The organism is Variovorax sp. YR750, assembly GCF_900109805.1.
Taxonomy (GTDB): Bacteria; Pseudomonadota; Gammaproteobacteria; order Burkholderiales; family Burkholderiaceae_C; genus Variovorax; species Variovorax gossypii.
In genome coordinates, this window is sequence record NZ_FOBJ01000002.1 from 185271 (window position 1) to 203054 (window position 17784).

Annotated in this window: 15 protein-coding genes; 10 read left to right on the top strand and 5 right to left on the bottom strand. The window is 68.1% G+C overall.

Features of this window, described 5'->3' with window-relative positions; genetic code table 11:
* The first annotated feature begins 166 nt into the window (after positions 1 to 166).
* The gene (creB, locus tag BMY35_RS04405) at positions 167 to 958 is read left to right on the top strand and encodes a two-component system response regulator CreB (protein WP_093195791.1); all 792 of its coding nucleotides are present in this window, start codon (positions 167 to 169) and stop codon (positions 956 to 958) included.
* A 124-nt stretch (positions 959 to 1082) separates the two neighbouring features.
* Positions 1083 to 2522, top strand: coding sequence for a two-component system sensor histidine kinase CreC (gene creC / locus BMY35_RS04410; protein WP_093195792.1), 1440 nt, complete (start codon positions 1083 to 1085; stop codon positions 2520 to 2522).
* A 4-nt stretch (positions 2523 to 2526) separates the two neighbouring features.
* On the opposite strand, the gene BMY35_RS04415 is transcribed toward creC, so the two are convergent.
* The 4 genes from BMY35_RS04415 to creD all read right to left on the bottom strand — a co-directional run bounded on the left by BMY35_RS04415 (position 2527) and on the right by creD (position 8436).
* Entirely contained in the window at positions 2527 to 3147 is a 621-nt protein-coding gene (locus BMY35_RS04415; RefSeq protein ID WP_093195793.1) for a hypothetical protein, read from the bottom strand.
* 98 nt (positions 3148 to 3245) lie between these two features.
* A complete protein-coding gene (locus BMY35_RS04420; RefSeq protein ID WP_093195794.1) occupies positions 3246 to 5651 on the bottom strand; it encodes a penicillin-binding protein 1A in 2406 nt (801 codons plus the stop codon).
* 17 nt (positions 5652 to 5668) lie between these two features.
* On the bottom strand, positions 5669 to 6961 hold the full coding sequence (locus tag BMY35_RS04425) for a glycoside hydrolase family 3 N-terminal domain-containing protein (protein WP_093195795.1): 1293 nt from the start codon (positions 6959 to 6961) through the stop codon (positions 5669 to 5671).
* Positions 6958 to 8436, bottom strand: coding sequence for a cell envelope integrity protein CreD (creD, locus tag BMY35_RS04430; protein WP_093195796.1), 1479 nt, complete (start codon positions 8434 to 8436; stop codon positions 6958 to 6960). The genes BMY35_RS04425 and creD overlap by 4 nt, the downstream gene beginning before the upstream one ends.
* A gap of 204 nt (positions 8437 to 8640) precedes the next feature.
* Between creD and BMY35_RS04435 the strand changes: the two genes are divergently transcribed.
* The 8 genes from BMY35_RS04435 (at position 8641) to BMY35_RS04470 (ending at position 17186) form a co-directional block, all read left to right on the top strand.
* On the top strand, positions 8641 to 10701 hold the full coding sequence (locus BMY35_RS04435; RefSeq protein ID WP_093195797.1) for a VIT and vWA domain-containing protein: 2061 nt from the start codon (positions 8641 to 8643) through the stop codon (positions 10699 to 10701).
* Between the two features lie 24 nt (positions 10702 to 10725).
* Complete coding sequence (xrtQ, locus tag BMY35_RS04440; RefSeq protein WP_093195798.1) at positions 10726 to 11655, top strand: exosortase Q; 930 nt, start codon at positions 10726 to 10728, stop codon at positions 11653 to 11655.
* Complete coding sequence (locus tag BMY35_RS04445; protein WP_093195799.1) at positions 11636 to 12208, top strand: hypothetical protein; 573 nt, start codon at positions 11636 to 11638, stop codon at positions 12206 to 12208. Before xrtQ ends, BMY35_RS04445 begins: the two co-directional genes overlap by 20 nt.
* Positions 12209 to 12219: 11 nt before the next feature.
* Complete coding sequence (locus tag BMY35_RS04450) at positions 12220 to 13488, top strand: biosynthetic peptidoglycan transglycosylase (RefSeq protein ID WP_093195800.1); 1269 nt, start codon at positions 12220 to 12222, stop codon at positions 13486 to 13488.
* The gene (locus BMY35_RS04455; RefSeq protein ID WP_093196170.1) at positions 13488 to 14258 is read left to right on the top strand and encodes a GNAT family N-acetyltransferase; all 771 of its coding nucleotides are present in this window, start codon (positions 13488 to 13490) and stop codon (positions 14256 to 14258) included. Before BMY35_RS04450 ends, BMY35_RS04455 begins: the two co-directional genes overlap by 1 nt.
* 84 nt (positions 14259 to 14342) lie before the next feature.
* Positions 14343 to 15239, top strand: coding sequence for a pirin family protein (locus tag BMY35_RS04460; RefSeq protein WP_093195801.1), 897 nt, complete (start codon positions 14343 to 14345; stop codon positions 15237 to 15239).
* Positions 15240 to 15338: 99 nt separating this feature from the next.
* Entirely contained in the window at positions 15339 to 16412 is a 1074-nt protein-coding gene (locus BMY35_RS04465) for a flavodoxin family protein (RefSeq protein WP_093195802.1), read from the top strand.
* Positions 16413 to 16616: 204 nt separating this feature from the next.
* Entirely contained in the window at positions 16617 to 17186 is a 570-nt protein-coding gene (locus tag BMY35_RS04470) for a Spy/CpxP family protein refolding chaperone (RefSeq protein ID WP_093195803.1), read from the top strand.
* An 89-nt stretch (positions 17187 to 17275) separates the two neighbouring features.
* Here BMY35_RS04470 and BMY35_RS04475 read toward each other — a convergent pair whose 3' ends face one another.
* Positions 17276 to 17707: a serine/threonine protein kinase gene (locus tag BMY35_RS04475; RefSeq protein WP_093195804.1), complete on the bottom strand. Its 432-nt coding sequence runs from the start codon at positions 17705 to 17707 to the stop codon at positions 17276 to 17278.
* Positions 17708 to 17784: the final 77 nt, after the last annotated feature.

A 17784-nucleotide genomic window follows, 5' to 3' on the forward strand; every position in this document is an offset into this window, starting at 1 on the left:
CGCGACCCTTATCTACTACTACTAATTTGAATAATAAAAACAAGAGATAGGGAACAAGAGAAACCGCGCCCCGAAAAAAAACGCAGCGAACGGCCGCGCCGGTCCCGAACGCCGCAGGCGAAACCGGTCCTCCCGGATTCCTCCTCCCCCTCGCTAACATTCGCGGATGAGCTTCAAACCCCGGATCCTGATCGCCGAAGACGAATCGGGCATCGCCGACACGCTGCAATACGTCCTGAAGAGCGACGGATTCATCCCGGTCTGGTGCGCCACGGCCGAGGAAGCCATCGCCCAGTTCGCGCAGGAACCGCCGGCGCTGGCCATCCTGGACATCGGGCTGCCCGATCTCAACGGTTTCGAGCTCTTCAAACGCCTGCAGGCGCTCAATCAGTCCATGGGCGGGCCGGAGGTACCCATGGTGTTCCTCACTGCCCGCAGCGACGAGATAGACCGCGTGGTCGGCCTCGAGCTGGGCGCGGACGACTACATTGCCAAGCCTTTCTCGCCACGCGAGCTCGTCGCACGCGTACGAACCATCCTGCGGCGCAGCGCCAGAAACGGCCCAGGAGCCCCGTCAACGGGCGTGGGCGGAAACCAAGGGGTCCCCCATCAGATTTCGGGCCACGCGCCTCCTGCGACCTCTCAAGTGCCTCCAATGCCCTTCGCGCTGGACAGCGAGCGCATGCAGATCCGCTATTACGGACGCCTGCTGGAGCTCTCTCGCTACGAATACGGCTTGCTGAAACTGCTGGTGCAGCGACCCGGCCGCGTCTTCACGCGCGACGAGCTGCTCGAACTCGTCTGGGACGACTCCAGCGACAGCTTCGACCGCACGGTCGACGCGCACATCAAGACCCTGCGCGCCAAGCTCAAGGCGATCGCGCCGGAAGTCGAGCCGATCCGCACGCTGCGCGGCACCGGCTACGCACTGAACGAAGAACTGCCGTCAAAGGCATGACGCCGCCCCTGGCCTGCCTTGTCGCGGAATACCGCGGAACCGGCTTTGCCGGGCCGCAGGCATCGCCCCCGGCGAGGGGGTTGGCGGCCACACGAAGTGGGCAAGCCCGGGGGAGAGCCAGGCCTTGACCCGGCGCACGCGCATCTTCATCGGCATCCTGCTGATCTACACGGCGGGTATCGCCTTCCTGCTGTACCGCGTCGTCTCGGACATCGATCCGCGCTACCGTGAATCGGCGGAGGAATCGCTGGTCGAAACCTCGCAACTGGTGGCCAGCCTGGTCGAGCAGGACGTGATCGCCGGCGCCATCAACACCGCGCGGCTGGAACCGCTGTTCCGCACGGTCTACGCGCGCGAGTTCTCGGCGCAGATCTACAACCTGCACAAGAGCCGCGTCGAGCTGCGCGTGTACGTCACCGACCGCAACGGCCGCGTGATGTTCGATTCGCTCGGCAGGCACCTCGGCGCCGACTATTCCAAATGGAGCGACGTGAGCCGCACGCTCGCCGGCCTGTACGGCGCGCGCACCTCACGCGACGTCGACGGCGATCCGCGCACCTCGGTGATGTACGTGGGAGCGCCGATCCGCTGGAACAACGAGATCGTCGGCATGGTCAGCGTCGGCAAGCCGGTGCAGAGCTTCGGCCAGTTCGTGGAGGACGCGCGCGTGCGCACGATCTGGGTCGGCGTGGGTTCGGCGCTGGCGCTGCTGCTGCTCACGCTGATCGTCTCGGTCTGGCTGGTGCGGCCCTTCGGCCTGATCCGCGACTACTGGACCTGGGTGCGCGCCCAGCGCAGCCTGAGCCTTTCACGCATGGCACGGCGCGCGGTGGACGGCGTGCGCACCGGCTTCAGCGAAATGCGCGACGCGCTCACCGGCCGCAACTACGTGGCCGACTATGTCCAGACCTTCACGCACGAGGTGAAGAGTCCGCTCTCCGCCATCCGCGGCGCGGCCGAGCTGCTGCAGGAACCCTCGATGCCGCACGCCGAGCGCGAGCGTTTCCTGAAGAACATCGAGCGCGAGACGCAGCGCATCCAGGAAATCGTCGACCGCATGATGGAGCTCACCGCGCTCGAGACCCGGCGCGCGCTCGACCGCACGGAACCGGTGTCGCTGGCCGCGCTCATCGACGACATCGCCGCCAGCGCGCAGCCCGCCGCCGCCAAGCGCAGCATCAGGCTGCTCGTGAACATCCGCAACGAAGCGCGAACCGAGGGCGATCCCTTCCTGCTGCGCAGGGCGATCAGCAACCTGCTCGACAACGCCATCGATTTCTCGCCGCGCGACAGCGAGGTGCTGCTCACGCTGGAAACGACGTCGAAGCTCGCCCGCGTGAGCGTGCGCGACCACGGGCCCGGCATTCCGGAATACGCACAGGAAAAAGTCTTCGAGAAGTTCTATTCGCTCGCCAGGCCGCACAGCCAGAAGAAGAGCACCGGACTCGGGCTGGCATTCGTGAAGGAGATCGCGGCCCTGCACCACGGCCGCATCGACCTGGGCAATGCGTCGCGCGGCGGCGCGGTGGCCACGCTCACGCTGCCGCTGTCGTCACATCACTGAACCATCACCGGGGAACGTTGGTCCGACCGATCAGCGCGCGATAGGCTTCGCGCGTTTCCGGACTCACCGCCCCGAGGGCCTGCAGGTACTGCGTCTGGTGCTGGCCGATCATGCGTGCCGAGGCCACCGTCTTCGAACGGCAATACCAGTGGCAGGTGTGCTGCATCAGGAACAGCTCGGCCGACATGGTGTAGGCCTTGGACTTGGGCGTACGGCCCGCTTCGTTGCGCATCACGCCGGCGATGCCGCGCGCGTGGATGAGCAATGCCTGTCGCATGTCGAAGCTCGCGGCCGGAAAGAGCTGGGTGAAGAGCGGAATGGCCACCGGCAGCTTGCTGACGCGCGTGATGGCTTCGGGCATGCGCGAGAACTCGGCTGCGAAGCCGTCGACCTGGCTCGAGAGCTTTTCCTCGGTGGTGTCGAGCAGTTGCCAGATCTGGCGGCGGCGCTCGGCATCGTCTTCGCCGAGGCAGCGCATGTAGCCGGAGGTGAGGCTCTCCATCAGCTTCTCGATCTGATAGCGGCCGAGGTGGCTGGCCAGCAGCGCGATACGTATGCGCTGTTCCCTGGACTTGAGGATGTAGAAGCCGGCGGCGAAGAGCGCCACCAGGGTGAGGATTTCCATGAATGCGAGAAAGAGGAAAAAAAGAGAAGGCGGGAAGCAGCACCGAGTGTAGGCACCGCGACCCGCCTTCTCTTTTCAACTTCGTGAAGAGCGCCTGGCTACCGGAAGAAATCGAGGATCCGGTTGCGCTCTTCGGGCGGAGGCGGTGCACCGACGGGCGCGCCGGTGAGCTGCTCCACCGGCAGCGGAACTGCCTCGGCGTTCTCCACGCCAAGGCTCGCCACGTTGTGGCCCGGCGTGAAGTCGTCGAAGTACCACTCGCCGTCGAGGTTCACCACGCCTTCCGGCTGGGCGGGGCGGGTCACGGGCACGCCCTGCAGCGCGGTCTGCATGTAGCCGGTCCAGATCGGCAGGCTCAGGCTGCCGCCGGTCTCGCCGCGCACGCCGAGTTGGCGCGGCGTGTCGTAGCCGACCCATGCGATGCCCACCATGGTCGGCTGGAAGCCGGCGAACCAGGTGTCGAAGGAATCGTTGGTGGTGCCGGTCTTGCCGTAGAGGTCGTCGCGCTTGAGTGTCTGGTAGGCCTTGAAGCCGGTGCCGTTGCGCACCACGCTCTGCAGCAGCGAATCCATGATGAAGGCATTGCGCTGCGGAATGGCGCGGCGCGTTTCGTCGAGCACCGGCGGCTCGGTTTCCATGATGACCTTGTCCCGCAGGTCGGTGACGCGCGTGACCAGGTACGGATTGACGCGGTAGCCGCCGTTGGCGAACACCGAATAGCCCACGGCCATCTGCATCGGCGTGACCGAGCCGGCGCCCAGGCCCATCGGCAGGTTGGCGGGGTGCTTGTCCTTGTCGAAGCCGAACTTCGTGACCCAGTCCTGCGCGTAGGGCGCGCCGATCGACTGCAGCACGCGCAGCGTGACCAGGTTCTTCGATTTCATCAGCGCGGTGCGCAGCGGCATCGGGCCTTCGTAGGTGCCCTCGAAGTTCTTCGGCTCCCACGGCTGGCCGCCGTTGGCGCTGGCATCGAAGTACAGCGGCGCGTCGTTCACCACGGTGGCGGGCGTGAAGCCCTTTTCGAGGGCGGCCGAGTAGATGAAGGGCTTGAAGCTCGAGCCCGGCTGGCGCCAGGCCTGCGTCACGTGGTTGAACTTGTTCTTGCCGTAGTCGAAGCCGCCCACCAGCGCCTTGATGGCGCCGCTGCGCGGATCCATGCCGATGAAGGCGCCTTCCACCTCGGGCAGCTGCGTGATCTCCCAGGTGTTCTTCGGCGTCTTCGCCACGCGGATCACCGCGCCGCGGCGGATCTTGATGTTCTGCGGCGCCTTAGCGGCAAGGCCCGACTGCGCGGGCTTCAGGCCGTCGCCCGTGATCTGGATGGTCTCGCCATTCGCGCGCACGGCGCTGATTTCCTTGGCGCTCACATCGAGCACCACGGCCGCGATCACGTCGCCGTTGTCGGGATGCTCGGCCAGGGCATCGTCCACTGCCTCGTCGATTTCCTTCTGTTCCGTCGGCAGGTCGACGAAGCGCTCGGGCCCGCGATAGGGCTGGCGGCGCTCGTAGTCCATGATGCCTCTGCGCAGCGACCTGTAGGCGGCTGCCTGGTCGGCCGCGACGATCGAGGTGTAGACCTTCATGCCGCTGGTGTAGATGCTGTCGCCGTACTGCGCGTACATCATCTGGCGCACCGTCTCGGCCACGTATTCGGCATGCAGCCGGTTCGGATCGGCCGCGTCGCGCAGGTGCAGCTCTTCCTTCTTCGCGGCCGCCGCCTGTTCGGCGGTGATGAAGCCGGTCTCCTGCATGCGGTCGATCACGTACAGCTGGCGCGCACGCGCGCGGCGCGGGTTGGCCACCGGGTTGTTGGCGCCGGGCGCCTTCGGCAGGCCGGCGAGCATCGCGGCCTCGGCGATGGTGATGTTCTGCAGCGGTTTGCCGAAGTAGGTCTCGGAGGCGGCGGCGAAACCGTAGGCCCGGTTGCCCAGGTAGATCTGGTTCAGGTAGATCTCGAGGATCTGGTCCTTCGTGAGCTGCTGCTCGAGCCGCATCGCCAGCAGGATCTCGTAGGTCTTGCGGCTCATGGTCCGCTCGGAGGTCAGGTACACGTTGCGTGCCACCTGCATGGTGATGGTCGAGGCGCCCTGCTTGCGGCCGCCCTTCAGGCTGGCGACGGCGGCGCGAAGGAAGCCCTTGTAGTCGACGCCGCCGTGGTCGTAGAAGCGCGCGTCTTCCACTGCCAGCACCGCGTCCTTCATCACCTTGGGAATGTTGGCGAAGGGCGTGAGGTTGCGGCGCTCTTCGCCGAACTCGCCGATCAGCTGGCCTTCGGTGGAGTACACGCGCAGCGGCAGCTTGGGACGGTAGTCGGAAAGCTCCGAGACGTCGGGCAGCTTCGGGTAGATGGTGACCACCGCGACGATGGCCGCGACCAGCACCACCAGCGCGCCGGAGCCGACACCGATGGCCCCCCAGCCGGCGATGCGCTTCCAGTTGAGGCGGGAATCGCGAGTCGCCGCGCCGTCGTCGCCGGAAGCCTTGGAATTTGAGCGTTTGAACATGGGAAATGCCTGTTTGGCTAGCGAAAGGATTGGAGCCGCCGCGCGTTGCCGCGTTCCAGCATCCGGAAGTCGAGCGTGCCCTGCCGCGCAGCCCGCTGCGCGCAATGCATGGCATCGAAATACTTGTCGTGGTCGAAGGCGATCAGCAGGAGGTCCACGCCGGCGTTCAGGGCGTGGACGGTGGCGTCGCAAAGACCGCGGTTGTAGGCCGCGCCCATCGTGAGATCGTCGGTGACGAGCAGGCCCTGGTAGCCCCATTCGCCTCGAATCACCCGCTGCACGATTTTGCGCGAGAAAGAGACCGGATATCCGGCGTCGAGTTCCGCAAGGATGACATGGCCCAGCATGATTGCCGCATCCGAATGTTTCGACACGTCTTGAAACGGCTTCCAGTCGTGCGCCGCGAGCCGGGCGACCGGCGTGCGCAGTTCGGCGGCGAAATGGTGGGTGTCCTCGGTCACGCCGGCAAGGCCGGGAAAGTGCTTGAGCGTGCCGCGTACCCCAGCGGATTCAAGGCCCAGTTCGTAAGCGAGCGCCACCTGCGCGGTGACGGCCGGGTCGGCCGAGATGGCCCGTTCGTCGATGCGGGTGTGCAGGTCCCAGCGGCCCGGCGCGCGGCCGGTGCGCAGGTCGACCACCGGGCTGAAATTGAGAGTGATGCCCAGGTCGGCGAGAGCCCTGCCCTGCCGGGCTCCGTAGGCATGGGCGCGTTGCGCGAGTTCGTCGTCGGGCAGGTCGGCGCCGAGCAGCGAGGCCAGCGAGGGCTGGCGCTCCACGAGCGGCGACAGGCGCGAGACGGCGCCGCCTTCCTGGTCGGTCGCGACGACCAGCGGTGGCAGGCCGGCCGTGCGGCGCACCGCCTGCAGACTTGCGATCTCGTCGCGCAGCTCTTCGGCCGTACGTCCCTGGACATTGCGACCGGTTACGAAGATGCCGCCGATCAGCCCCTTGCTGGCCAGCTCCCGAAGATTTTTCGCATCGTCGTAGCCGACGATGAAGTGCGCGCCCAGCGCCTGTGCGAGCGGGCCCTCCGACGCATTCACCTCGGCACGGTGTCGGTGCGAGGCGGCCTCGTTGCACAAGGCGGTCAGCAGGGCCGCGAATGCCAGCCCGAGCGCTACCGGGCGCAGCCTGCCGCGCGCGAGCCGCCACGCAATCGCTATGGTTGCCACCAGCATCGCCAGCAGCAGGGGCAGTTCCCATGCGCGCATGAAGCGCAGGTGCGGATCCTTCAGGTGCCAGGCCCAGAACCACAGCGTGGCCAGAGCCAGCCAGCCCGCGGCACCCGCGATGACCCGCAGCAGCCTCATGCCGCCTGTGCTTCCTGTGCCGCGACCGGCGCCGGCTCCGTGCGCCGCGAGAGCGCATACCAGTCGACCTTGCGCGTCACGAGCATCAGCACGGACAGCATGCCGAAGATCAGCAGCGCGCCCAGCAGCAGTGCGTTGCTTTCCGAAGCCAGCAGGCCGTAGAGCGCGCCATACAGCAGCGCAACGAAGGCGCCGAACGACAGGCCGCGCCGCCAGCCACCGAGCACCGCGCTGAAGTACACGGCCAGCAACGCGACGCTCGCCGAGGCGGCGCCCGCGTAGGCCATCCAGAACGCGAACTTCTCCGACAGCGCCAGCAGCAGCAGGAAGAACAGCGCGATCGACAGGCCGACCAGGCCGTACTGGATCGGATGCAGGCGCAGCTTGCGGAACAGCTCGAACATGAAGGCGGCCATCAGCACGAGGCCGATGAAGAGCACGCCGTACTTGCCCGCACGCGTGCTCATCGAATAGACGTTGATCGGCTGTGCGAGCGATACGTCGAAGGTCTGCAGCGGGCCCATGTTGCGGCGTGCCGGAACGACCGCTGCTGCCGGGTGGGCGCTGCCCGCCACGTCCGCCGAGCCGCCCTGGCCAGAGAGACCCGCACGCACCTGTTCGCGCGCCGAGGTCACGAGCGAGGAAACGCGCCAGTGCGCGTCGAAGCCCTGGGGCGTCACGCTGCGCTCGGCCGCGAGAAAGCGGCCGCCGAAGCTGGGATGTGCCCAGGGCGAACGCAGATGCGCGGTCGTCTCCTCGGCGATGGGCGCAATGGCCAGCGTGTCCTGCCCGACCAGGCCCAGCTTCATCTCGAAGGGAATCGGCTTGCCGGCTTGCCAGGCCGCGAGAGCGGCGCCGGTGACCGGCGCGTGGATGCCGTCGGCGAACCAGGCATCGTCGGCCAGGCCCGGCACGCGCTGCCTGAAGCGAAGGTCCTCGCCGCCCATCGTCATGGTCGGCGAGCCGTCGAGGCCGCGCAGGTCGCTCACGTTGAAGGCGATGAGGGGCGCCTTGAACTCGATCTTCGAATCGGTCTCGCTGTGCGACACGGCCTTGGGGTCGAAGGCCGCGAAGCCGCCGCTGAGCGTGGCGTCGAGTGTGTAGAAGGGAATCCTGAAGATGCCGCGGTAGCGTTCCTGCGGCGCCATCGAGCCTTCGATGTGCAGCTTGTCGGGGAACACCACGTGGGCCATCTCCTTGCTGCGCGGTTCCTGGCCGATCACCTTGCCCTGCGCGTTGCGCAGCGGCTCCATCCACTTCTCCACGTACGGCACCAGCAGCAGCGGGCCGACCATCGTCTGGCGGCCCGCATAGGTGGCGGCGAGCTCGGCGGCGGCTTCGCGCTGGCTTTCGCCGCGGGCGCGGTTGATCGAATCGATCTCTCCCAGCGGAATGCACAGGAGCAGCAGCAGGAAGAACAGGCCGGCGACTTTCGCCAGCATGGAGCTCTGGAGCGCCTTCAACAGCTGAAACATCTTTTTCTCTCCTCGTCTGTAGCGATGGCCGCGATGCTCGCTGCCCGACCGGAAGGCCGTGTGAAGCGCCCGCGGCGCCTCGCTTCACACAGACTTCACACAGCGGGCGCGGGCTGCAAGCGACTTCAAGGGGCCTTCCAACTGCCTTCTCGCGCAGTGATGAAAGTTGCGGCCGTGCAAGTTCGCACGGACAAGGACCCCGCCATGGATGCCCAAACCACCACACGTCCCGGCCGCTGGCTCTGGCTCGCCACCGTGAGCCTGGCGACCGCGGGCTTCATCGCCATGGGCGTGCGCCCGGCGCACGCGCAGGAAGCGCCCGCCGGGCCGCGCCTGAAGACCGAAAGCCCCTATTTCTTCGTGAAGAGCGACGACCCTTCGGTCGACCGCCTGCCGCTCAAGGGCACCGAGGTCTCGGTGAAGATCTCGGGCGTGATCGCCGACGTGACGGTCACGCAGACCTACCGCAACGAAGGCCAGCGCGCCATCGAAGCGAAGTACGTCTTCCCCGGCTCCACCAAGGCGGCGGTGAGCGGCCTCAACGTGCGCCTGGCCGACCGGCTCATCACCGCGCAGATCCGCGAGAAGCAGCAGGCGCAGATCGAGTACGACACCGCCAAGAAGGAAGGCAAGACCGCAGCGCTGCTCGAGCAGCACCTGCCCAACGTGTTCCAGATGAACGTCGCCAACATCCTGCCGGGCGACGACGTGAAGGTGGAGCTGCGCTACACCGAGCTGCTGGTGCCGCAGTCGGGCAACTACCAGTTCGTGTTTCCGACCGTGGTGGGCCCGCGCTACAACTCGCCGCAATCGGAGAACGCGCAGGCCAAGTGGGTTGCCCAGCCCACGCTGCGCGCAGGCATGGCCGCTGGCACCGCTTTCAAACTCAAGGCCACCATCGACACGCCGATGGGCATCAAGGAAATTCGCTCGGCCACGCACGCCATCGACGTGAAGAAGAGCGACGAGGACCAGCACGCCGACATCGTGCTCGCCGCCGACGGCCGCCCGGCCGACAACCGCGACTTCGTGCTCGACTACCGCCTCGCGGGCGAGAAGATCGAATCGGGCCTGATGCTCTACAAGGGCCAGGGCAACAACGCCGAGAACTTCTTCCTCGCGATGGTCGAGCCGCCCAAGGCCGTGGCCGCCAGCGCGATCTCGCCGCGCGACTACATCTTCGTGGTCGACATCTCGGGCTCGATGCACGGCTTTCCGCTCGACACCGCGAAGACGGTTCTCGAACGCCTGATCGGCGGCCTGCGCCCGAGCGACACCTTCAACGTGCTGCTGTTCTCGGGCAGCAACAAGATGCTGTCGCCGAAATCGGTGCCGGCCACGCGCGCCAACATCGAGCAGGCGCTGGCCACCATCAAGAACTACAGCGGCAGCGGAAGCACCGAGCTCATTCCGGCGCTCAAGCGCGTTTACGCCGAGCCCAAGGAAGAGAACGTGTCGCGCACGGTGGTGGTCGTGACCGACGGCTACGTGACGGTCGAGCGCGAGGCCTTCGAGCTGGTGCGCAACAACCTTTCGAAGGCCAACGTGTTCGCCTTCGGCATCGGCTCGTCGGTCAACCGCAGCCTGATGGAAGGCATCGCGCGCGCCGGCATGGGCGAGCCCTTCATCATCACCGACCCGATCCAGGCGCCCGAACAGGCTGCGCGGTTCCGCCGCATGGTCGAGTCGCCGGTGCTCACCAACGTGAAGGCCACCTTCGGCGGCCTCGACGTGTACGACGTGGAACCGCAGGCGCTGCCCGACGTGCTGGGCGAACGCCCGGTGATCGTGTTCGGCAAGTGGCGCGGCGAAGCCAAAGGCCGCGTGATCATCGAAGGCCAGAGCGCGAGCGGCCCCTACCGCCAGGAAGTGCGCATCGACGGCAGCACCCGCCAGGACACGGCCGCGCTGCGCACGCTGTGGGCACGCTACCGCATCCAGAGCCTGAGCGACCAGGAGACGCTGGAAGGCGGCACGGCCCTCAAGGAACGCATCACCGAGCTCGGTCTGAAGTACAGCCTGCTCACGCAATACACGAGCTTCATCGCCGTCGACAAGGTGGTGCGCAACGTGGCGCCGCAGGACAGCGTGGGCGTGAACCAGCCGCTGCCCCTGCCGCAAGGCGTGAGCGAGCTGGCGCTCGGCGCCGAGGTGCCGAGCACGCCCGAGCCCGAGTCGCTGGGTGCCATCGCCGTCGTGCTCTCGATGCTCGCCATGCTGCGCCGCCGCGCGCGCCGCAACGACGCGCGCCGCTTCACCGCCTGATCCATCCAGAAGAAAGAAAAAAGAATGTCATTGGCAATGCTTGCCCACCGCCATCCGCGCATCGTGGACTGGGGCATCCACATCGACCGCACGCCGGCCGCCGGCTGGATCGGACTGCAGTTCGTCGCGCTGATGCCGACCTGGGTCTGGATGGCCCAGCGCATGCGCGACGGTTCCGACGATCCGCTGGGCCTGCTGGCGCTGGTCGCGCTCGCGGCGCTGGCCTGGAGCCGCCGGCGCGAGCTGCGCGCATCGCCGCGCCTGGGCTGGCTCGCGCTGGCCGGTGCGGGCACGGTGCTCGCGACCCTGCTGCGCACGGGACTCGGCTTGGTGCCCGCGCTGCCGCCGCTGGCGGCGGGGCTGATCGCCGTGCTGGCGCTGGCCTGCGGGCTGCTGGCCTTCCTGCCGCGCAAGGTGGCGGCGCTGCCGGTGGCCGGCCTGGCGGTGCTCGCGCTGCCGCTGCTTTCGTCGCTGCAGTTCTATGCAGGCTATCCGCTGCGCGTGGTGACGGCCGAGATCAGCCGCTGGCTGCTGTCGCCCGGCTTCGAGGTGGCGCGCGAAGGCGCGAGCCTGGTGGTCGACGGCCGCCTGGTGATCGTCGATGCGCCCTGCTCCGGCGTGCAGATGGTGTGGCTGGGCTACTTCACGGCCTGCGCGGTCGCGCTGTGGGCATCGCGCAGCGGCCGGGCCTTCATGGCGCGGCTGCCGATGGTCGGGCTTCTCGTGCTGGCCGGGAACATCGTGCGCAACAGCGTGCTGATCGCCTTCGAAGGCGCGGGCCATCCGCTCGCGCCCTGGGCTCACAACGCGCTGGGTCTCCTGCTGCTGGCCGTGGTGTGCGGCGCCATCGCCCGGCTGATGGTGCCGGACCGTCCTGCGCCCGAGCCCGCCGACCTGCCCATTCCAGGCCTGATCACGACCCAGGGAGGCCGCCATGTCGACACCGTTCTTTGAGCGCTGGTTTGCGAACCATTTCATCAATCGCATCGGCCACAAGACAGCCTTCGCGCTGGCGATGTTGCTGTGCATGCTGTGGTCGACCAGCGCGGCCCTGCGCGCGCCGGCCGAAACGATGCCGGCCGCCGTGGCCTCGCACGAATGGCCGAGCCAGTGGGACGGCGTCGCGCTGCGCCCTCTGGCCCTGAGCGACGTCGAGCAGCGCTTCGCCGACCGCTTCCCCGGCGCCATCGGCCGGATGACCGACGGCACCCAGACCCTGGTGATGCGCGAGGTGAACCAGCCCACGCGCATGCTGCATCCGGCCACGGACTGCTACCGCGCGCTGGGCTATCGCATCGAGCAGGCGCGCCTGGAACGCGACGCGCAGGAGCGCATGTGGCGCTGTTTTGTTGCTCAACGGCACGGAGCGCAAAAAATCCGCGTCTGCGAGCGCATCGTCGACGCCCAGGGCACGGCTTTCACAGACACTTCAAGCTGGTACTGGGCAGCCGCCAGCGGCCAATCGCATGGGCCGTGGCAAGCTGTCACCGTAGCGAGACCGATCTGAGAAACCTGCCTGTGAAGAAGACCCTGCGATTCGTGCTCTATGGCCTGCTGGCCCTGGTCATTACGGCCTGCGTGGCTATCTTTCTGATAGTCAAGCTGGCGCTCGCGCCGGCCTCCGGCGAGTGGAGCACCACGGTCAAGGCGGGGCCCCTGAATTTCGAGATCGGCGTGCCAACCGCGGTGCGCGTCGCCACCTCCGCATGGTTCGCGCCCTACCTCGACGGGCGCTCGCTCGACACCCGCTTCGGCACCATGCGCTTCGCCTGGAAGCCGGCCGGCGAGCTGCTGGAAATGCAGTGCGCGCCCTGCAGCGCGGAGGTGCCGGCGCTCGGCACCCAGCCGATCCGCGTGGAGCGCCTGGTCGCCACCGTGAAGCGCGACGGCAACACGCTCAACGGCAGCTTCGAGGCCACGCCGCGGAGCACCGACACCTCCCGGCTGCAGGGGCAGTGGGACGGCAAGCTCATGCCGAAGAACATCCATCTGAACGCCAGCGTGCAGGACGCGCCCATCGAGCGCTGGTACGCCGTGCTGGTGCCCGCGCTGCCCGAGCTTCAGCGCGCGCGCATCGGCGGCACGCTTGCGCTGCGCGGGCAACTGGTGCTGCCCGAGGCCACCTTCGCGGTGCAGCCCGTCATCAGCCAGTTCACCGTCGAGGGGCTGGGCACCGAGGCCATGCTGGGCGCGCGCACCAGCTGCGGCCCGTCGGCGAAGCTGGCCAACGACAGCTGGCTGGCGCGCGCCGTCATCGCCGCGGAAGACCAGCGCTTCTTCACCCACGGCGGCTACGACCTGACGGAGATCCTCGCTTCCATCGACAACAACCAGAAGCCCGGCCAGACGCGGCGCGGCGGCAGCACGCTCACGCAGCAGCTCGCCAAGCTGCTGGTGACGGGCAGCGACCGCACGGCGGAGCGCAAGCTGCGCGAGCTGCTCTATGCGGTCGAGATGGAGCAGACGCTGGGCAAGGCCCGCATCCTCCAGCTGTACCTCGACAACGCTCCCTGGGGCGGCAACCTCTGCGGCGCCGAGGCCGCGGCGCGGCGCTACTTCAAGCGCGGTGCGCGCACGCTCGAGCCGGCGCAGGCCGTCTGGCTCGCGGCCATGCTGCACAAGCCGCAGGCCGTGCTCGAGCAATGGCGGCGCGACGGCCAGATCGACGCCGACCGCATCAAGTGGATCGCCGAGGGCATCCGCGGAATCAGCCGCAACCAGCGCGAGGCGCTGCTCAAGAGCGTGGCCGCGGCGAAATTCATGGCACCGGAGGCCGCCACGCAATGATGAACACAGCCGCCCTGACCGTTACCGATATCGAAGCCATCGAACGCGCCACCATCGCCGCGGTGTCGCCCGACCTGACCGAGGAGCTCGACGGCTGGCTGCTGCCCTTCGCCGGCGGCACCGTCAAGCGCGCCAAGTCGGCCGTGCCGCTGCACCGGGGCCCGGTCGACCACGCCACGCTAGACCGCATCGAGGACCGCTACGACAGCCGCCAGGCGAAGCCCGCGCTGCGGCTGGCCGATGCACCCTGCTTCGACGGGCTGCGCGCCGAGCTCGAGCGGCGGCACTACGTCGCCGACAGCCCGACCTGCGTGCAGGTGACGTCGGTGCGGCGCATGCGGGAGGTGGTCGCGCCGGATGGTGCCCTGGCCGACGTCGATCGCGCGCCCGATGCGGCCTGGTCGGCGCTGTTCCTCGGCGAGGGCTTCGACCCGGTCGATGGTGCCCATCGCGTGCGGATGTTGTCGCGCGCCAAGGGCACGCTCTATGCCAGCGTGCGCGAAGGCGGCCGTACCGTGGCCGCCGGCGCGATGGCCTTCGGCCACGGCTGGGCCAGCGTGCACGGCATGCGCACCGACCAGGTGCAGCGTGGCCGGGGCCTGGCCGGGCGTGTGCTGGCCGGGCTGGCGCAGGCTGCGGTGGAACGCGGCTTCGAGCGGGTGTTCCTGCAGGTCGATGCGGTCAACCACCCGGCGCTCGCGCTCTATCGCCGCGCAGGCTTCGAGACGCAGTGGAAATACAGCTACTGGCAGCGCCAGCAGTGGCCCTGAGGCCGGAATCCGCCCCGATATCTCGGGCCGCCGGCTGACAGCCAGCGGGTGGCGCGGCGGGCGCGTTAGTGCCACCATGGACGCATGACGAACGCCAACCACCACGCCAACCACCCCACCGATCCCGTCGCCACGCCGCGCGGCATCGACCACATCGTGGCCGGTGTTTCCACCAGCGATGGCGACGGCGTGAAACTCACCCGCGTGCTGCAGCAGCCCCTGCAGAAGCGGCTCGACCCCTACCTCATGCTCGATGCCTTCGGCAGCGACAACCCGGGTGACTACATCGGCGGCTTTCCCAACCACCCGCACCGCGGCTTCGAGACCGTCACGTACATGATCGCGGGCCGCATGCGCCACCGCGACAGCGCGGGCCACGAAGGGCTGCTCGAGAACGGCGGCGTGCAGTGGATGACCGCCGGCCGCGGCCTCGTGCACAGCGAGCTGCCCGAGCAGGAGGAAGGAATGATGGAAGGCTTCCAGCTCTGGCTCAACCTGCCGGCCCGGGACAAGATGCGCGAGCCCTGGTATCGCGACATCCAGAGCGCGGAGATTCCTGAATTCACCACCACCGGCAGAGCGCGCGTGCGCGTGATCGCGGGCGCCAGCCACGGCATCGAAGGCGCCGTGCGGCGCGAGCACACCGAGCCGCTCTACCTCGACATCGAGCTGCCGCCGGGCGCCGAGTTCGCGCAGCCGCTGCCCGACGACCACAACGCGCTGGTCTACGTGTTCCGCGAATCGCTGTGGATCGCGGGCAGCGAGATCCCGACGCGGCGCATGGCCATCCTCGCCAACGACGCCGGCAGCGACGGCGTGGTGCTGCGTGCCGGCGCAACCAACCACAGCCCGGCGCGCGCCCTGCTCATCGCCGGCAAGCCGCTCAACGAGCCGATCGCGCAGTACGGGCCCTTCGTGATGAACACCTCCGAGCAGGTCAGGCAGGCGGTGCACGACTTCCAGAACGGAAAGCTGGGCTGAACGCTCCGGCTTTCGGGCGAGGGCTGTAGTCGCCCGCCTACCGGAAATCGGCATCGCGTACATGCCCCGGCCGCGGCGCGGGCGGCCTAGATTGCGCACATGCCCCCCACGATCCGGAAAGGACAGGCGCCAGAGACGCTGCAGCGCGCCGAGTTCCATGAACGCTTCATGCAGCCCTTTCAAGACCCGGCCTTCCGCGCCGAGTCCGATTCGCTGCGGCGCATCGAACTCATCGCGTGGCAGGCCTACGAGGAAGGCCGCAAGGCGCCCGTCACCCGCAAGGCCGGGCCCGGCTATGCCGACCCCGAGTACGAACTTTCGGTCGACTGGCTCGAGGCCAAGGCGCGCATCGACGCTGCGCAGGCCGCCTGGGGCCAGCCGCAGACGCCTTCGCGCGTGCTGCTGGTGAACGGCTCGCCGCGCAACGACGGCACCTGCCCCGGCGAAGTCTCCAAGACCTGGCGGCTGGCCCAGATCGCGCGCGAGGTGCTGGCCAGCAACGGCATCGAGACCGACATGCTCGACCTGAGCCTACTCACTTCCGAGTACGGCCGGCAGATCCACCCCTGCAAGGGCTGCGTCTCCACCGCCATGCCGCTGTGCCACTGGCCCTGCAGCTGCTATCCGAACCATTCGCTGCGCCAGACCGGCGACTGGATGAACGAGATCTACGAGCGCTGGGTGGCGGCGCACGGCGTGATCCTGCTCACCCCCACGCACTGGTACCAGGCCACGAGCCCGCTGAAGCTCATGATCGACCGCCTGGTCTGCGCCGACGGCGGCAACCCCGACCCCACCAGCACGCACGGCAAGAAGCCCGACGAGGCCAAGGCGCTGGAGCTGGAAGGCTGGGGCTACCCCCGGCACCTCGACGGCCGCGTCTACGGCGTGGTGGTGCACGGCGACGTGGCCGGCATCGAGAGCGTGCGCCGCAATCTCTGCGACTGGCTCGACTGGATGGGCCTGATCGAGGCCGGCACGCAGTCGCGGCTGGACCGCTACATCGGCTACTACGGACCCTACGCCACCAGCCACGACGCGCTCGATGCCGACGCGGACGTGCAGGAGGAAGTGCGCCAGGTGGCCCGCGCGGTGGTCAAGGCGGTCACCGAGCTGCGCGCCGGCAGGCTGCAGGTGCCCGACCGGGGCCTGAAGCGGCCGCGGCCCAAGTAGCGCCGGGGCAGCTGAGGCAGGCGGGGCGGGCAAAGCGGGAGGAAAAGAGTCAATAAATCACGCCGGAGGCCGCTTCAGGAGGGCCTGTTCATCATTCTTTACGCAAGCTCACGCCGGGCTAACGGATGCGATACAGAGCTCTTCCACACTTCGTCTCACCTGCTGCCCATCGGCGGCGGGCTTCTTCGAAAGGAAGCACTTCTCATGATTTCTCTCCGCCAACGCATCGTCTGGGCCAGCCTGCTCGGTTCGGCCGCCCTCGCCTCTTCGGGCGCCTTCGCTCAAGCGCCGGCAGCCGCTCCCTCCGCAGCCGCGCCCACCGCCGCGGTGGCCCAGGCCGACAACGCCGCAGCGCCCAAGGCCCAGCACAAGCGCATGGACCCGGCCCAGCGCATGGAGCGCATGAAGGAACACCGCGCCAAGCGTCTCGCGGCCCTGAAGGAAAAGCTCAAGCTCACCTCGGCACAGGAAGGCGCATGGAGCACCTTCACCAGCGCGACCCAGCCGCCCGGCGGCCCGCGTCCGCACATGGACCGCGCCGAGTTCGCCAAGCTGACCACGCCGGAGCGCCTGGAACGCATGCAGGCCCGCCAGGCCGAGCGCAGCGCGATGTTCGCCAAGCGCGCCGAAGCCACGAAGACCTTCTACGCCACACTGTCGCCCGACCAGCAGAAGACCTTCGACGCCGAGACCGCCCACTTCGGCGGCCCGCGCGGCCATCGTGGCCATGACGGCGGCCACCGCGGTGCGCCGCCGGCTCCCGCCAAGAGCTGATCGATCGCCGCGATCATTGCGCGGCGAAGCAACCCAAAAAAGCCCGCGACGCGAAAGCGCCGCGGGCTTTTCTCATGGGGCCTTCGGACTTACTTCGGCGTACCCGTCTTGTCCGTCGGATTCGTCACCACGTCCGGGCGCTCGCCCTTCTGGCCGAACTGCGGCTTCACCTTGCGCCCGGTCTGGCTCACTTCTGCGCGCGACATCTCGCCTGTAGGCTGCGGCATGGCGTTGGGCTGGTGGTTGACCGTGGTCGTCACCTCGCCCTTGGGCACCGGGTTGTTGGCGTTGTTGCGGTTGTGCGCGCGGGCCTCGGCCTTCACCGATTCGCGCGACATCGGCATCGAGTTGTCGGGGCGCTGCGGCGGGTTGGCGACGCCGGCCGGCGTCATGGTGCTGGCTTCGCCGCCCACCGAGGGATCGGGCTGGGCGGGAATGGAAGTGGTCTGCGCCATCGCGATGCCCGCTGCGCCCAGCAGCGCGGCAAGAACGGTGGCGTGGAAAGCGGCCTGGTGTTTCATGGGTGTGCTCCTTGTGGCTTGTTCCTCGAAAAGGCGGGCTGCCTTTTCCTGAACCGTGAATTCACCGTAGGAGCCCC

What these genes read in the sequence shown, in the direction of transcription:
- creB (WP_093195791.1), top strand. Translation starts at nt 167, where the DNA reads ATGAGCTTCAAACCCCGGATCCTGATCGCCGAAGACGAATCGGGCATC.
- BMY35_RS04415 (WP_093195793.1), bottom strand. Translation starts at nt 3,147, where the DNA reads ATGGAAATCCTCACCCTGGTGGCGCTCTTCGCCGCCGGCTTCTACATC.
- BMY35_RS04420 (WP_093195794.1), bottom strand. Translation starts at nt 5,651, where the DNA reads ATGTTCAAACGCTCAAATTCCAAGGCTTCCGGCGACGACGGCGCGGCG.
- BMY35_RS04425 (WP_093195795.1), bottom strand. Translation starts at nt 6,961, where the DNA reads ATGAGGCTGCTGCGGGTCATCGCGGGTGCCGCGGGCTGGCTGGCTCTG.
- creD (WP_093195796.1), bottom strand. Translation starts at nt 8,436, where the DNA reads ATGTTTCAGCTGTTGAAGGCGCTCCAGAGCTCCATGCTGGCGAAAGTC.
- BMY35_RS04435 (WP_093195797.1), top strand. Translation starts at nt 8,641, where the DNA reads ATGGATGCCCAAACCACCACACGTCCCGGCCGCTGGCTCTGGCTCGCC.
- xrtQ (WP_093195798.1), top strand. Translation starts at nt 10,726, where the DNA reads ATGTCATTGGCAATGCTTGCCCACCGCCATCCGCGCATCGTGGACTGG.
- BMY35_RS04445 (WP_093195799.1), top strand. Translation starts at nt 11,636, where the DNA reads ATGTCGACACCGTTCTTTGAGCGCTGGTTTGCGAACCATTTCATCAAT.
- BMY35_RS04455 (WP_093196170.1), top strand. Translation starts at nt 13,488, where the DNA reads ATGAACACAGCCGCCCTGACCGTTACCGATATCGAAGCCATCGAACGC.
- BMY35_RS04460 (WP_093195801.1), top strand. Translation starts at nt 14,343, where the DNA reads ATGACGAACGCCAACCACCACGCCAACCACCCCACCGATCCCGTCGCC.
- BMY35_RS04465 (WP_093195802.1), top strand. Translation starts at nt 15,339, where the DNA reads ATGCCCCCCACGATCCGGAAAGGACAGGCGCCAGAGACGCTGCAGCGC.
- BMY35_RS04470 (WP_093195803.1), top strand. Translation starts at nt 16,617, where the DNA reads ATGATTTCTCTCCGCCAACGCATCGTCTGGGCCAGCCTGCTCGGTTCG.
- BMY35_RS04475 (WP_093195804.1), bottom strand. Translation starts at nt 17,707, where the DNA reads ATGAAACACCAGGCCGCTTTCCACGCCACCGTTCTTGCCGCGCTGCTG.